10 protein-coding genes are annotated in these 15,827 nt (G+C 58.4%); all 10 read left to right on the plus strand.

Annotation, left to right across the window (positions count from 1 at the left end):
• Nucleotides 1-297 precede the first annotated feature (297 nt).
• The 10 genes from pyrR to C2E25_RS14495 all read left to right on the plus strand — a co-directional run bounded on the left by pyrR (nucleotide 298) and on the right by C2E25_RS14495 (nucleotide 15,716).
• Nucleotides 298-834: a bifunctional pyr operon transcriptional regulator/uracil phosphoribosyltransferase PyrR gene (gene pyrR / locus C2E25_RS14450; protein WP_103116433.1), complete on the plus strand. Its 537-nt coding sequence runs from the start codon at nucleotides 298-300 to the stop codon at nucleotides 832-834.
• A 17-nt stretch (nucleotides 835-851) separates the two neighbouring features.
• Entirely contained in the window at nucleotides 852-1,787 is a 936-nt protein-coding gene (locus C2E25_RS14455) for an aspartate carbamoyltransferase catalytic subunit (protein ID WP_103116434.1), read from the plus strand.
• 34 nt (nucleotides 1,788-1,821) lie between these two features.
• Nucleotides 1,822-3,105, plus strand: coding sequence for a dihydroorotase (locus C2E25_RS14460; protein ID WP_103116435.1), 1,284 nt, complete (start codon nucleotides 1,822-1,824; stop codon nucleotides 3,103-3,105).
• A gap of 55 nt (nucleotides 3,106-3,160) precedes the next feature.
• The gene (gene carA / locus C2E25_RS14465) at nucleotides 3,161-4,285 is read left to right on the plus strand and encodes a glutamine-hydrolyzing carbamoyl-phosphate synthase small subunit (RefSeq protein WP_103116436.1); all 1,125 of its coding nucleotides are present in this window, start codon (nucleotides 3,161-3,163) and stop codon (nucleotides 4,283-4,285) included.
• A gap of 104 nt (nucleotides 4,286-4,389) precedes the next feature.
• Nucleotides 4,390-7,656, plus strand: coding sequence for a carbamoyl-phosphate synthase large subunit (carB, locus tag C2E25_RS14470; RefSeq protein WP_103116437.1), 3,267 nt, complete (start codon nucleotides 4,390-4,392; stop codon nucleotides 7,654-7,656).
• 118 nt (nucleotides 7,657-7,774) lie between these two features.
• A complete protein-coding gene (greA, locus tag C2E25_RS14475) occupies nucleotides 7,775-8,251 on the plus strand; it encodes a transcription elongation factor GreA (RefSeq protein ID WP_103116438.1) in 477 nt (158 codons plus the stop codon).
• Nucleotides 8,252-8,393: 142 nt separating this feature from the next.
• Nucleotides 8,394-10,541 carry an ATP-dependent DNA helicase RecG gene (recG, locus tag C2E25_RS14480; RefSeq protein ID WP_269845120.1) on the plus strand — a complete coding sequence of 716 codons (2,148 nt, stop codon included), beginning with the start codon at nucleotides 8,394-8,396 and terminating at the stop codon, nucleotides 10,539-10,541.
• A 95-nt stretch (nucleotides 10,542-10,636) separates the two neighbouring features.
• A complete protein-coding gene (locus C2E25_RS14485; protein WP_103116440.1) occupies nucleotides 10,637-13,486 on the plus strand; it encodes a DEAD/DEAH box helicase family protein in 2,850 nt (949 codons plus the stop codon).
• An 80-nt stretch (nucleotides 13,487-13,566) separates the two neighbouring features.
• Nucleotides 13,567-14,154: a transposase gene (locus C2E25_RS14490; RefSeq protein ID WP_103116441.1), complete on the plus strand. Its 588-nt coding sequence runs from the start codon at nucleotides 13,567-13,569 to the stop codon at nucleotides 14,152-14,154.
• Nucleotides 14,155-14,282: 128 nt separating this feature from the next.
• A complete protein-coding gene (locus C2E25_RS14495) occupies nucleotides 14,283-15,716 on the plus strand; it encodes a restriction endonuclease subunit S (protein ID WP_103116442.1) in 1,434 nt (477 codons plus the stop codon).
• Nucleotides 15,717-15,827 lie beyond the last annotated feature (111 nt).

Genomic DNA, 15,827 nt, shown 5'->3' on the forward strand with positions numbered 1-15,827 from the left:
CAATCCCGTGAGATTGACAAAGGTGTTCGTCTTGAAACAACAGCTGACTCGAACAATACCCGAATACCTTTCCGCCCGGCGCGGAGAGGTATTTTTTTGTTGTGTGGGCGTCGGATTTTTCATCAACTCTGCGTTGCAGACCCGCTTCGCTTGTACGACGTAGCTGCCGCTACGCCTCCGCGCTCATTGGGCTGCGCCTTGATTTGATGAAAAATCCGACGCCTTGGAACTGGTGTGCAGGATGGGCCGGAAATTTTACTGCCCAACCAGTCAAAACCCTTAACCGGGAGGAATGAAATGCCTGAAGTGACAACCGTTATTCTCAATCAGGCGGGCATCAACCGGGCCCTGACGCGGATTGCCCATGAAATCCTCGAACATAACAAGGGCACCGAAGACCTGGTCCTGATCGGTATCCGCACCGGCGGCGACCACATCGCCGGCGACCTGGCCGACCGCATCGCCGCCATCGAGGGGGAAAAGCCGCCGCTCGGGGCGATCGACATCACCATGTACCGCGATGACCTCGACAGCCGCGGCAGCCTGCCGCTCGGCAGGACCGAGGTACCCTTTGATGTCGACGGCAGAAAGATCGTCCTGGTTGACGATGTCCTCTATACCGGTCGCACCATCCGGGCCGCCATGGACGCGTTGATCGACCTCGGTCGGCCGCGCAATATCCAGCTTGCGGTACTCATCGACCGCGGTCATCGCGAACTGCCGATTCGTCCCGATTACGTCGGTCGCAACGTGCCGACCTCGCGGGAAGAGGATGTCGCCGTCGACTTCGATGCCGAACGTCACCCCTGCGAAGTCCGTCTTATCAAACCCTAGCCCTTCCGGAGGGAACCATGTCATTCGGACACAAACATATCCTCGGCATCGAGCACCTCTCCAGGGAAGATATTTTCCAGATTCTCGATACCGCCGCAGGCTTCAAGGAAATCAACACCCGCGCGATCAAGAAGGTTCCGACCTTGAGAGGCAGGACCATCATCAATCTCTTCTTCGAGGCCAGCACCCGCACCCGCACGTCGTTTGAAATTGCCGGCAAACGTCTCTCCGCCGATACGGTCAATATTTCGGCGTCCTCCTCTTCGGTCGTCAAGGGCGAAACTCTCGAAGACACCGCGCGTAACATCGAGGCCATGCATCCGGACATCATCGTCATGCGTCACGGCGCCTCCGGTGCCCCGCACTACCTGGCCGAACGGCTCGACTGCGCCATTGTCAATGCCGGTGACGGAGCCCACGAGCACCCCAGTCAGGCATTGCTCGACCTTTTCACCATCCGCGAAAAGAAGGGTTCTCTTGAGGGATTGAAGGTTGCCATTGTTGGCGATATCGCCCACAGCCGGGTCGCGCGCTCCAACCTCTACGCCCTGACCCGGGTCGGGGCTGAAGTCCGGCTGGCCGGCCCCGGCACCATGGTGCCGCCCGGCATCGAAAAACTCGGGGCTGAAGTTCACCATGACATCAACGACGCGATTCGTGATGCCGACGTGGTGATGATGCTGCGCATCCAGCTTGAACGCCAGGGAAAAACCCTGTTGCCGAGCCTGCGTGAGTTCAGCCGCTTCTACGGACTGAACCAGGACAATCTCAAGCTCGCCAGGCCCGACGCGCTGGTCATGCATCCCGGCCCGATGAACCGGGGCGTGGAAATCGCCTCCAGTGTCGCCGACGGACCGCAGAATGTTATTCTCGACCAGGTGGAAAACGGGGTCGCGGTTCGCATGGCCCTGCTGTACCTGGTGGCCGGCGGCGAAGCTACCGAGGAATCCTGACCCCCCGCATTCTATCGACAAGGAGCATTTAAGGATGAGTATCCTGATAAAAAATGGTCGACTGATTGATCCGGCCAACAACATTGATGACCACCTCGACCTGCTGCTCAAGGACGGACTGGTGGCCGCTGTCGGCAAAAACCTTTCCGTCGATGCTGATGAAACCCTCGACGCCGACGGGAAACTGGTGACTCCCGGTCTGATCGACCTGCATGTCCACCTGCGCGACCCGGGCCAGGAATACAAGGAAGATATTGCCAGCGGCACCGCGGCGGCGGTTGCCGGCGGCTTCACCTCGGTGGTCTGCATGCCCAATACCCAGCCGGTCAACGACAACCTCGCGGTGACAAAATATATTCTCAGCCGCAGCGAAGAGGTCGGCCGCTGCCGTGTTTTCCCGGTAGCCTCCATCACCCGTGGGCTCAAGGGCGAAAACCTGACCGAGATGGGAGAGCTGAAACAGGGGGGGGCGGTTGCCTTTTCCGACGATGGTCGACCGGTTGAAAACGGCGAGGTCATGCGGCGGGCACTGGAATATGCCCGGCCCTTCGACGCGCCGATCATCTCACACGCCGAAGACCTGTCGCTGGTCGGCAAGGGGGTGATGAACGACGGTTTCGTTGCCACCGAACTGGGGCTCAAGGGGATTCCCTGGGTTGCCGAAGACGCCATGGTGGCACGGGACGTGATGCTGGCCGAATATACCGGCGGGCACATGCATATCGCCCATATCTCGACCCGCGGCGCCGTCGAGATCGTCCGCCGGGCCAAGGAACGCGGGGTGCGGGTGACCTGCGAAGCGACTCCGCACCATTTCACCCTGACCGAAGAGGCGGTGCGCGGCTACGACACCAACGCCAAGATGAACCCGCCGCTGCGCACCGAAGCTGACCGTGAAGCGGTCCGCCGGGGCCTGGCTGACGGCACCATTGACGCCATCGCCACCGACCACGCGCCGCATCACCGCGACGAGAAGAATGTCGAATTCAACATCGCCTGCAACGGTATCGTCGGCCTTGAGACCGCCTTGCCCCTGGCGCTGCGACTGGTCAGGGACAAGGTAATGGACCTGCCGCGGATGGTCGCCCTGTTCACCTCGGGACCGGCTGATGTTCTCGGCCTGGACTGCGGCAGCCTGGCGGCCGGCCAGCCGGCTGATGTGACGCTGATCGATCCTGACTGTGAATGGACCCTGACCGCCGACCAGCTGGTTTCCAAAAGCAAAAACACGCCGTTTGACGGCTGGACGCTGCAGGGTGCCGCGATCACGACGATTGTCGGCGGAAAAATCGCCTGGCAGCGTGCTGAACAGCAATAAAATTGTTTGAACGGCCGGACTCAGTGTCCGGCCTTTTCAAGGGAGCATCAAAGGAATGAAAGCAATTCTGGCGCTGGCCGACGGCCGGGTCTTTTACGGCAGGGCCTTCGGGGCCCCGGGTGAAGTTTACGGCGAAGTGGTGTTCAATACCAGTATGACCGGTTACCAGGAGATTCTCACCGATCCCTCCTACGCCGGTGAGATCGTCACCATGACCTACCCGCAGATCGGCAACTACGGCATCAATCCGGAGGATGTGGAATCCTCGAAGCCGCATCTGCGCGGTTTCGTGGTCAAGGAGACCTGCCCATTTCCCTCCAACTGGCGTTCCCGGATGACCCTCGACGCCTACCTGAAGGAGTACAATATCCTCGGCATCGAGGGCCTCGATACCCGCGCGCTGGTGCGGCATATTCGTGACCATGGCGCCCAGACCGGCGTCATATCGACCACGGATCTCGATCCCGGCAGCCTGGTGGAGAAGGCACGCCGGGCGCCGTCTATCGTCGGCCGCGACCTGGTGCAGGAGGTCAGCTGCAAACAGCCTTACCACTGGACCGAAGGCCCCTGGGATCTTGAAGAGGGGTACCGGGAGGTTGCCGGACAGCCGCAATACAAGGTTGTTGCCTATGACTTCGGCATCAAGCGCAACATTCTCCGCAACCTGGTGGCCGCCGGTTGTGATGTCACCGTCGTACCGGCTGACACTCCGGCCGCGGAGGTGCTGAAAATGGATCCCGACGGTATTTTTCTCAGCAATGGCCCCGGGGACCCGGAGCCGGTCACCTACGCTCAGGAGAATATCCGTCAACTGCTCGGCAAAAAACCGCTGTTCGGCATCTGCCTCGGCCACCAGCTGCTGTCCATCGCCCTGGGAGGCAGAACCTACAAGCTGAAATTCGGCCATCGCGGCGGCAATCAGCCCGTCCGCCGCGGAGATGGTTCCAATGTCGAGATCACCGCCCAGAATCACGGTTTCGCCGTCGACGCCGGAAGCCTGGATGATGAAGCCGTAGTGTCCCACGTTAATCTCAACGACAATACCGTCGAGGGTCTGCGGCACACCCGCGTGCCGGCCTTTTCGGTCCAGTACCACCCTGAGGCTTCACCGGGTCCCCACGACGCCCACTATCTTTTTGACGAATTCATCCAATTGATGAAGAGCCATAAAACCCTTTAACGGCAATTAGTTACAGTTTACACCTAATGTTTTTTATCAGGTTCCGTCAATTATGACAGGGCCGATGCCCGGCAGACCGGGCGGGTTTTCACGAGGACCAGAATATGCCCAAGCGTACAGATCTCCATAAAATTCTCATTATCGGCGCCGGACCGATCATTATCGGCCAGGCCTGCGAGTTCGATTATTCCGGAACCCAGGCCTGTAAAGCGCTCAAGGAAGAGGGCTACGAAGTTGTACTGCTCAATTCCAATCCGGCGACCATCATGACTGATCCGGACTTCGCCGATCGAACCTATATCGAACCGGTGACGCCCGAGTCACTGCGACGGATCATTGAGAAGGAACGTCCGGACGCGGTGCTGCCGACTCTCGGCGGGCAGACCGCCCTGAATACCGCGGTGGCGGTTGCCAAGGACGGCACCCTGGAAAAATACGGTGTCGAACTGATCGGCGCCAAACTCCCGGCCATTGAAAAAGCCGAAGATCGCACCCTGTTCAAGGAGGCGATGGCGAAAATCGATGTCGCCGTACCGCGTTCCGGCCTGGCACACAGCTATCAGGAAGCGATGGAGATCATCGAATATGTCGGATATCCGGCCATTATCCGCCCATCCTTCACCCTCGGCGGGACCGGCGGGGGCATCGCCTACAACCGGGAAGAGTACGAACGGATGGTGCTGGCCGGCATTGACGCCTCGCCGACTGACGAGATCCTGATCGAGGAATCGATCATCGGCTGGAAGGAATACGAACTGGAGGTGATGCGTGACGTCGCCGACAATGTCGTTATTATCTGTTCGATCGAAAACTTCGATGCCATGGGCGTGCACACCGGCGATTCGATCACCGTGGCCCCGGCCCAGACCCTGACCGACAAGGAATACCAGATCCTGCGCGACGCGGCGATTCGCATTATCCGTGAGATCGGCGTCGATACCGGCGGTTCCAACATCCAGTTCGCCATCAATCCCCGTGATGGCCGTCTGGCGGTTATCGAGATGAACCCGCGGGTTTCGCGCTCTTCCGCCCTGGCGTCCAAGGCGACCGGCTTTCCGATCGCCAAGATCGCCGCCAAACTGTCGGTCGGCTACACCCTGGACGAAATCCCCAACGATATCACCCGCGAGACCCTGGCGTCCTTCGAGCCGACCATCGACTACGTGGTCACCAAGGTGCCGCGCTTCACTTTCGAAAAGTTTCCCCAGGCTGACGCCACCCTGACCACGCAGATGAAGTCGGTCGGCGAGGTCATGGCTATCGGCCGGACCTTCAAGGAGAGCCTGCAGAAGGCCCTGCGGTCGCTGGAAATCGGCTCCGCCGGTTTCGAGAGCCGGCTGTTCGATTCCAGCGAGGAATCCCGCCGCGGACTGAGCCAGTCCGAGTACGACCTGTTGCGGGAGAAACTGCGGGTGCCGGGCTGGGAACGGCTCTGGTATCTCGGTGACGCCCTGCGCGCCAACTGGGCGATCGACGAAATCTACCAGTTGACCGGGATCGACCCCTGGTTCCTCGGCAACGTCAAGCAGATCATCGACTTTGAGAGTGAGCTGGTTCGCAACCACGGACTGGTCGCCGACGGAGGAGAGGAATTTGCCGATCTGCTGCGCCGGGCCAAGCAGTACGGGTTTTCCGATCAGCGGCTGGCAACACTGTGGGGCATCACCGAGCGGGACGTTCGCGGGTTCAGGCAGGAGCTGGGTATTCGCCCGGTCTACAAGCGGGTCGACACCTGCGCCGCCGAGTTTGTCGCCCATACCCCGTATCTCTATTCCACCTACGAGGAGGAATGTGAAGCCGAGCCGACCGACCGAAAGAAAATCATCATCCTCGGCGGCGGTCCGAACCGGATAGGGCAGGGGATCGAATTCGATTATTGCTGTGTTCACGGGGTGTTCGCCCTAGCCGAGGACGGCTACGAAACCATCATGGTCAACTGCAACCCGGAAACCGTTTCAACCGACTACGATACCTCGGACCGACTCTACTTCGAGCCGCTGACCTTCGAGGATGTTCTCGAAATCGTCGATCTGGAACAGCCGGTCGGGGTTATCGTCCAGTTCGGCGGCCAGACGCCGCTGAAGCTGGCGGTGGCCCTTGAGGAGGCCGGGGTGCCGATCATCGGCACCTCGCCGGATGCCATTGACCGGGCCGAGGATCGTGAACGGTTCCAGGCGCTGCTGCACAAACTTGATCTGCGCCAGCCGGACAACGGCACCGCCCGCTCAACCGATGAGGCCGAGGTGATCGCTGAACGGATCGGCTATCCGGTGGTGGTGCGGCCATCCTACGTGCTTGGCGGGCGAGCGATGGAAATCGTCTATGATCTCGACATGCTGCGCTCCTATATGACCCACGCGGTGCAGGCTTCACCGGAGCACCCGATCCTGGTGGATAAATTCCTCGAAAACGCCGTTGAAGTCGACGTCGATGCGCTGGCCGACGGTCATGAGGTGGTCATCGGCGGAATCATGCAGCACATCGAGGAAGCCGGCATTCACAGCGGTGATTCGGCCTGCGCCCTGCCGCCGTTCTCACTCAGTGACACGGTTGTCGCTGAAATCCGCCGCCAGACCGTCGAATTGGCGCTTGAGCTGCAGGTGATCGGCCTGATGAATATCCAGTACGCCGTCAAGGGTGAGGATATCTACCTGATCGAAGTCAACCCCCGCGCCAGCCGCACGGTTCCCTTTGTCTCCAAGGCCACCGGGCGTCCCTGCGCGAAAATCGCCGCCCGCCTGATGGCGGGAAAATCACTGGCCGAGCTCGGCATCTCCGGTGATATCGTCCCGAAACACATTTCTGTCAAAGAGGCGGTCTTTCCCTTCGTCAAGTTCCCCGGGGTCGACACCCTGCTGGGACCGGAGATGAAATCCACCGGCGAGGTCATGGGCATCGACATGGATTTCGGCCATGCCTTCGCCAAGGCGCAGCTCGGGGCCGGGGTCAACCTGCCGCTCTCGGGAGAGGTCTTCGTCAGCGTCAAGGACGCCGACAAGGTTCCGGTTCTCGCTGCCGTCAAGGAGCTGTCCGCCGCCGGATTCAGCATCATCGCCACCCGTGGAACCGCCCAGTTCCTCAAAGAGAAGGGGGTCGCGGTCGAGATCGTCAACAAGGTCAAAGAGGGCCGCCCCCACTGCGTGGACGTGTTGAAAAGCAACCGGATATCCATGGTTTTCAACACCACATTCGGCGCGCAGTCAGTCGCCGACTCCTATTCGATCCGGCGCACGGCACTGATGAACGGAGTGGCCTATTTCACCACCGTCGCCGGTATCAATGCCGCGGTTGACGCCATCCTCGCCATGAAGCGGGAAACTCTTGACGTCAAACCGCTGCAAGAGTATTATCCCGGTGTGACACGCTCGTAACGGGCGTGTCACTTGGTTTATACAACGATTTGACTGGGCGGGTTTTCCCGCCCATCAATTTTTCACCAGTACCTGAATCGATGCGTTGATTCAGAGAAGACAGAGGACGATTCGAACGATGTCGAGCCAGATCCCCATGACCCGCGTCGGGCATGAGCGTTTGCAGGAAGAACTGAAAAACCTGATCCGGGTTGAACGCCCGCGTGTTGTCGAACAGATTGCCGAGGCCCGCAGCCACGGTGACCTCTCGGAAAACGCCGAATATGATGCCGCCAAGGACCGTCAGGCCTTTATCGAAGGCCGTATCCAGGAACTCAACGACAAGATTGCCCGTGCCCAGGTCATCGACCCGAGCAAGCTGTCCACCGACAAGGTGGTGTTCGGCGCCACGGTGACCCTGTTCGATGCCGAAACCGATACCGAAGTGACGTACCAGATCGTCGGTGAAGACGAGGCGGACATCAAGGACGGCAAGATTTCGGTGACCTCGCCGGTCGGTAAGGCCCTGATCGGCCACAGCCTCGACGATGAAGTTCGCATCAAGGTCCCTTCGGGGCTCCGGGTTTACGAAATTACCGATATCCGCTACGAATAAAAAACATGTCGGCGACGCATTGCCGGCCGTGTCAAGATTGATTCAAGGCGGAAACCGGCAACGGCTTCCGCCTTTCTTTTTCAGTATCGGGATCCGAATGGCTCGGAAGACCGAGGATTCAAGCTTTCCTGAGGGGCTGAGCTTGCAGAACCAACCCGCCAACCTGCGCGCCATGCTGCAGACACCGGTCACCGCCCTGACCGGTGTCGGGCCGAAACTGGCCGATAAGTTAAGTAAAATCGGCCTGGAAACGGTCGAGGATCTTCTCTATACGCTCCCCAACCGTTACGAAGACCGGCGTGAATTCCGCCGCATCGGACGCCTTCGCGAGGGGCGCTACGAGGTTTTCGGCGGAGAAATTCTCTACAGCGGAGAAACCACGACCAGGAAAGGTCGCCGCAAGCTTTTCGAAGTCGTGGTCGGCGACGGCAGCGGCACCATCTCGCTGAAATGGTTTCATTACCGCCGACAATGGCAGGAAAAGCAGTTCAAAGTCGGCCGCAAGGCGGTTTTCGGCGGTGAAGTCAAACGTTTCGGAGCGGTGCGCGAGGTGCATCATCCCGAGGTCGATTTCCTGCCCGCGGGGGGCAGTTTTGAAGCCTACCGCGCCGCGGATCCCCTGGTCTTCGGCCGCATTCTTCCCGTTTATCCCCTGACCGAAGGGCTGCACCAGAAAACCGCCCGCAAAATCTGGAAAGAGGCAGTCGACCGTTACGCGCCGGCGGTCCATTCGGTGTTACCGCAGGAGATCCTGCAACGCCGCGGTCTGCAGCCCCTCAACGAAGCCCTGGTCGCGGCCCATTGGCCTGCCGACGACGTTCACTATGAATCCCTCGGCTCGTCCGCTGACCCCGCTCGACGGTCACTGGTTTTCGACGAATTCTTTTTTCTCGAACTCGGCCTGGCGCTGAAACGCAAGGGGATGAGTCTTGAACCCGGCATCCCGTTCCAGGTCGAGCATCGCTATACCCGACCGCTGGCCAGGATGCTTCCTTACCGGTTGACGGCCGCCCAGCGGCGGGTGCTGGGCGAAATCAAACACGACCTGATGCGGCCGCACCCCATGAACCGCCTGCTGCAGGGGGATGTCGGCAGCGGCAAAACCATTGTCGCCCTGATGGCGGCGCTGGTGGCGATTGAGAACCGGACCCAGGTCGCCATTGTCGCGCCCACAGAAATTCTCGCCGAACAGCATTATCGTCAATTTTCCTTCTGGCTGGAAAAACTCGGCCTGCGGGCCGCGCTGCTCTCCGGCGGACTCAAAGGCAGACCACGGCAGGAACTGCTTGAGCAGCTGGCTGCCGGTGAGGTCCACCTGGTGGTCGGCACCCACGCGGTCCTGCAGGAAGATGTCACTTTCCGCTGCCTCGGGCTCGGCATCATTGATGAGCAGCATCGATTCGGTGTCGAGCAGCGCCAGGTGCTGCGCAGGAAAGGGATGCATCCCCACATCCTGGTCATGACCGCCACGCCGATTCCGCGCACCATGGCCCTGGCTGTCTTCGGCGACCTCGATCTTTCGGTGATCGATGAACTGCCGCCCGGCCGTACCCCGGTCGAGACCCGGCTGGTATCCGACCGGGGTCGCGGTGAACTGTATCGCTTCATGCGCGGGCAACTGGAACAGGGACGCCAGGGCTACATTGTCTATCCTCTGGTTGAAGAGTCGGAGAAAAACGACCTGCAGGCGGCCACCGAGGCTGCGGAACAGTTGCGGTCCGCAATTTTTCCCGAATTCAGTGTTGCCGTGCTGCACGGCCGCATGAAGAGCGACAAGAAAGACGCGGTGATGCAGCGGTTCAAGGCGGGTGAGGTCCAGCTGCTGGTCTCGACCACGGTGATCGAAGTCGGCATCGATGTTCCCAACGCGACCATGATGGTTGTCGAACACGCCGAACGCTTCGGCCTGGCGCAGCTGCACCAATTGCGGGGCAGGGTGGGACGCGGGGCAGGGCAGAGCTACTGTTTTCTGCTCCGCTCGCAGCGCTGTAGCGAAGATGGGCTCAAACGGCTGCAGGTGATGTGTGACACCAACGACGGATTCCGCATCGCCGAAGCCGACCTCGAAATTCGCGGTCCCGGTGATTTTCTCGGTACCCGCCAGGCCGGACTGCCGGATTTCCGCATCGCCAATCTGCTGCAGGACGGTCGGGTTCTCGAAGAAGCTCGTCAGGAAGCCATGGCCATGGTCGACGATCCTGAATTTCCATCAGACGATAAATATCGCGAGATCATCGCAACCTTGCATGACCGCTGGGGAGGGCGGCTGGAGCTGGCCAGCATTGGCTAGGCTGGCAAACCAAAAATCCTTGGGAATTTCGGCAACAGGTGATAATTTAAGTCTTTCTGCGACATCGTTCTGATTCAGTGTGATTTGGAGGGGTTATGACACCGGCACCGGAGGCAGAAGCCAGGCAGCAGATCGATGCGATGCTCGCCGCGTGCGGCTGGCTTGTTCAGGACGTCTCCGCCGCCGATATCCATGCCGGCCGCGGGGTGGCGATCCGCGAATTTTCCCTGCCGGGGCATGGTTTTGCCGATTACCTGCTCTATGTCGACGGCAGGGCGGCAGGAGTCATCGAGGCCAAGAAAGTCGGCACCACCCTCACCGGGGTGGAAATCCAGTCGGCCAAATACACCACCGGCCTGCCCGACGGCCTGCCGCGCTGGCACAATCCGCTCCCTTTCTGTTATGAATCAACCGGGACCGAAACCCGTTTCACCAACGGGCTTGATCCCGAGCCCCGTTCGCGTAACATCTTTGCTTTTCATCGTCCGGAACTGCTGGCCGACCTGCTCGATTTGGCCCTGCCGCAACACGGCCTCCCCGGGAATCTGGGTGGCGCATCGATCGCGGCCGAATCCACGCCGCAAACCTTTCTCGCCCGCCTGCAGCAGATGCCGGAGCTGAAAACGGAAGGCTTGTGGCCGGCACAGATCAAGGCGATTCAGAACCTTGAAGTTTCGCTCAAAGAGAACCGCCCGCGGGCGCTGATCCAGATGGCGACCGGCTCGGGAAAGACCTTCACCGCGATCAACTTCATCTACCGCCTGATCAAGTTCGCCGGAGCCCGCCGGGTGCTCTTTCTGGTCGATCGCGGCAACCTGGGGCGTCAGACCCTCAAGGAGTTTCAGCAGTACGTTTCGCCCTACAACAACTTCAAGTTCAGCGAAGAGTACATTGTCCAGCAGATGACCAGCAACGTCCTCGATACCACCGCACGGGTCACGATCTGCACCATCCAGCGGCTCTTCTCGATGCTGAAAGGGCGCGAACTGCCCGAGGAGCTGGACGAAGAATCGATGGGAGAACTCGGCAGCCTGTTCAAGGAGCCGGAACCGATCGCGTACAATCCCGATATTCCCATCGGCACCTTCGACATCATCGTCACCGACGAGTGCCACCGCTCGATTTACAACCTCTGGCGCCAGGTACTCGAATATTTCGATGCCTACCTGATCGGCCTGACCGCGACACCGAGCAAACAGACATTCGGCTTCTTCAACAAGAACCTGGTGATGGAGTACGGCCACCCGCACGCCGTCGCCGACGGGGTCAATGTCAATTACGATGTCTACCGGATCAAGACCAGCATCACCGAACAGGGCGGCGAAGTCGAGGCCGGGTACTATGTCGACAAGCGTGACCGCGAGACCCGCGAGGTGCGCTGGGAGCAGCTCGACGATGATGTCAGCTACGAAGCGAAACAGCTCGATCGCGACGTGGTTGCCGTCGATCAGATCCGCACCGTGATTCAGACTTATCGCGACAAGCTCTTTAGCGAGATCTTTCCGGGCCGCACCGAGGTGCCCAAGACCCTGATCTTCGCCAAGGATGATTCCCACGCCGAGGATATCGTCAAGATCGTACGCGAAGAATTCGGCAAGGGGAATGACTTCGCCCAGAAGATCACCTACCGCACCACCGGGGCCAGACCCGAGGACCTGATCGCCTCGTTCCGCAACAGCTACAACCCGCGCATCGCCGTCACCGTCGACATGATCGCCACCGGCACCGACATCAAGGCGGTTGAGTGTGTCTTTTTTATGCGCACGGTCAAGTCCCGCGCCTATTTTGAGCAGATGAAAGGGCGCGGCGTGCGCATCATTGACGACAATGATCTCCAGGCGGTGACCCCCGATGCAGTGACCAAGGATCATTTTGTTATTGTCGATGCGGTCGGCGTCTGCGAAATGGATCAGACCGACTCGCTGCCGCTGGAGCGCAAGAAAAATGTCGGTTTTGAGAAGCTGCTGCAGGCGGTTGCCTTCGGCAATGTCGAGATCGATGTGGTCTCCTCGGTCGCGGCCCGGCTGGCGCGGATGGAGAAAAAGCTGGATACCGAAGACCAACAGAAAATCACCGAACTGCTCGACGGCAAGACCCTCAAGCAGTTCAATGGCGAGCTGGTCGAGGCACTGGAGCCGGATAAGCACCTGGCGCGCGCACAGAAGCTCTTTGGCACCAGCGAGCCGAACGACAAACAGATGAAACAGGCGGCGGCACAGGTGGTCGGCGAAGCGGTCAAGCCGCTCTGCAATCCCGAACTGCGTGAACTGTTGCTGGAGATCAAGCAGAAGAACGAACAGATTATCGACACGGTCAGCACCGATACGGTCCTTTTCGCCGGTTTCAGTGAAGAGAAGGCCCAAGGGGTGGTGGCATCGTTCGAGCAGTTTATCGAAGAGAACAAGGACGAGATCACCGCCCTGCAGGTGCTCTATTCCCAACCCTATAAGCAGCGGCTGCGGTTTGAGGATGTCCGTGAACTGGCCGAAAAGCTGGTCGCTCAGGTCGAGCAGTTACGTATCTACCAGACCCATCCGCAGGGCTGGGAAAAGCGGGTGCCGGATGAGCTGTGGCAGGCCTATCAGAAGCTGGAAGCGGGCAAGGTACGCGGCGCGGCGGCCAATCATATTTTGACCGACCTGGTGTCGCTGGTGCGCTTTGCCATGCAGCAGGAGAATGAACTGGTGCCCTTTCCCGAGAAGGTGCAGGTCAATTTCCGCGCCTGGGTTGAGCAGCAGCAGGCGAGCGGTAAGCGGTTTACGGATGAGCAGCGCAAGTGGTTGGAGATGATCCGCGATCATATTGCGGCGAATCTGCAGATCGAGACGGACGATTTTGATTATGCGCCCTTTGCCCAGGAGGGCGGGATCGGCAAGGTGTGGCAAATTTTCGGCGAGGATTTGGAGTGCATTCTGGAGGAATTGAACGAGACATTGGCGGCGTAATGAACCGGCCGTAATTCATGTATGGGCACAATACCGTAGGGGCAATTCATGAATTGCCCCTACATGAACAGGGGGGGGCCGTGTTTAACGCCGAAATTCATCACCGTCGTTCCATTCGATTGCGCAATTATGATTACAGCAGTGCCGGTGCGTATTTCGTTACAATTTGCACGTTTGAACGGAAATGTCTGTTCGGTGAGATCGCGAACGGGGACGTGCGTTTGAATAGGGCCGGTCTGTGCGTTGGGACGATCTGGAATTCATTGCCGGAAAGGTTTCCCGACGTCGAGGTGGATGCCTTCGTTGTCATGCCGAACCATATCCACGGGGTCATCGTGATCAACGAAAAGACCCAGGGGATGGAGGATGATGTAGGGGCAATTCATGAATTGCCCCTACGGGACGACAACACCATGCGCAAATCCCACCGGTTGGCTCGGCGCACAATGACCCTTCCAAAGGTTGTCGGTTACCTGAAAATGAATTCGGCCAAACGCATCAATCAATGGCGCGATAACCCCGGGGTTCCGGTCTGGCAACGCAATTATTACGAACGGATCATCCGGGACGACCGGGAATTAGACGGTATCCGGCGGTACATTGCCGACAACCCGGTGAGATGGGAAGAGGACGAGAACCATCCGAGGCGAATTAACCCGCCGTCGTAGAGGCCTGGCGTGGCGAGCCCCGGGGAATAGGGTGGTAACGTAGGGGCGATTCACGTATGAAAATACCGTAGGGGCAATTCATGAATTGCCCCTACGGAAAGTAATTTTGGAAATGAGGTATTGGTGGCGTGAATAGTTTGAGTTTGAACGCAACCCCTGAAGGATGGTCTGTTGCCAGGATTGGTGAAGTCTGTGACGTAAATCCCCGGGCTAATAAAACTGAAATACCAGATGATCTCTTGGTCTCTTTCGTTCCCATGCCAGCCGTGGGGGCTGGTGATGGCTCCATCGATGTTTCCCAGGAACGACGAGCTTCAGAGGTAAAGAAGGGTTTCACAGCTTTCAAAGAAGGGGACGTTCTTTTCGCCAAAATAACGCCATGCATGGAAAACGGAAAAATGGCAGTTGTCCCCAAGGTTGCAAATGGACATGGCTTCGGTTCAACAGAATTCCATGTGTTGCGCCCCAAAGAAGGAGTGGAAGCTCGGTACATTTATTACTATGTGTCCAGCCAAAACTTTCGGGGTGTTGCAGAACGTTACATGACGGGTGCCGTTGGTCAGAAACGTGTCTCTACGACATATTTGAAAGAACAAGAGATTCCTCTTGCTCCTCTAAACCAACAAAAACGCATCGTCGCCGAAATCGAAAAACAATTCTCCCGCCTCGACGAAGCCGTCGCCAACCTCAAACGGGTCAAGGCCAACCTCAAACGCTACAAAGCCGCCGTTCTCAAAGCCGCTGTCGAAGGCAAGCTCACCGAAGAATGGCGCAAACAAAACCCGGATGTCGAACCTGCCGACAAGCTGCTGGAGCGGATTCTTGAAGAGCGACGGGCGAAGTGGGAAGAAGCCGAACTGGCCAAGATGAAGGCCAAAGGCAAGGTTCCCAAGAATGACAAGTGGAAGGGGAAATACAAGGAGCCTGTTGCGCCGGATACGGATGGGCTGCCGGAGTTGCCGGAGGGGTGGGTTTGGGTTCGTGTGGATGTAATTGCCGAGGTTATGCTTGGGAAAATGCTTGATCGTAAAAAGCATCAAGAAGGTAAAGAACTGCCTTATCTACGAAATGTAAATGTTCGCTGGGGGGCAGTAGATACTGGTGATCTTTTACAGATGTTTTTCAAAGATTCTGAGCTTGTCCGCTATGGAATTCGGGCCGGAGATGTTCTGGTTTGCGAAGGTGGCGAGCCTGGTCGGGCTGCAATTTGGGATGGAAAGCAATCGGGCATGATGTACCAGAAGGCTTTGCATAGAGTGAGATTTTTGGATGGTTACGATCCGCTCTTGATTGTTTTTTATCTTGAACATCTCGCAAAGAGCGGACGCCTCGAAAGGTGGTTCACTGGGAGCACTATCAAGCATTTTACTCGTGAGTCATTTGCTGGGTTGCCATTGCTTTTACCGCCTCGCGACGAGCAAGTAGCCATTGTTGAAGAGGTGGAAAAGTCTCTTTCAATTATTTCTGAGACCGCTGAGCAAATTGACAAAGATTTACGACGTGCAGAAAGATTGCGCCAGTCAATTCTCAAGAAAGCTTTTCAGGGTGGATTTAATAGATAACTCAACTTTCGCACCATTCTAAATGGCGCAACAGGCTGAATGTAAATTGGTTTTTCAAAACATAGAGGCCGGAAGTAGCATTGGCCGTCGTAATAAGCCCGGTATCTGAGC

It is taken from the genome of Geothermobacter hydrogeniphilus, assembly GCF_002898515.1.
Classification (GTDB): Bacteria; Desulfobacterota; Desulfuromonadia; order Desulfuromonadales; family Geothermobacteraceae; genus Geothermobacter_A.

Excerpts from the sequence above, each read along its gene's own strand:
- carB (WP_103116437.1), top strand. The coding sequence starts at position 4,390 with ATGCCCAAGCGTACAGATCTCCATAAAATTCTCATTATCGGCGCCGGA.
- greA (WP_103116438.1), top strand. The coding sequence starts at position 7,775 with ATGTCGAGCCAGATCCCCATGACCCGCGTCGGGCATGAGCGTTTGCAG.
- C2E25_RS14455 (WP_103116434.1), top strand. The coding sequence starts at position 852 with ATGTCATTCGGACACAAACATATCCTCGGCATCGAGCACCTCTCCAGG.
- C2E25_RS14485 (WP_103116440.1), top strand. The coding sequence starts at position 10,637 with ATGACACCGGCACCGGAGGCAGAAGCCAGGCAGCAGATCGATGCGATG.
- carA (WP_103116436.1), top strand. The coding sequence starts at position 3,161 with ATGAAAGCAATTCTGGCGCTGGCCGACGGCCGGGTCTTTTACGGCAGG.
- pyrR (WP_103116433.1), top strand. The coding sequence starts at position 298 with ATGCCTGAAGTGACAACCGTTATTCTCAATCAGGCGGGCATCAACCGG.
- C2E25_RS14460 (WP_103116435.1), top strand. The coding sequence starts at position 1,822 with ATGAGTATCCTGATAAAAAATGGTCGACTGATTGATCCGGCCAACAAC.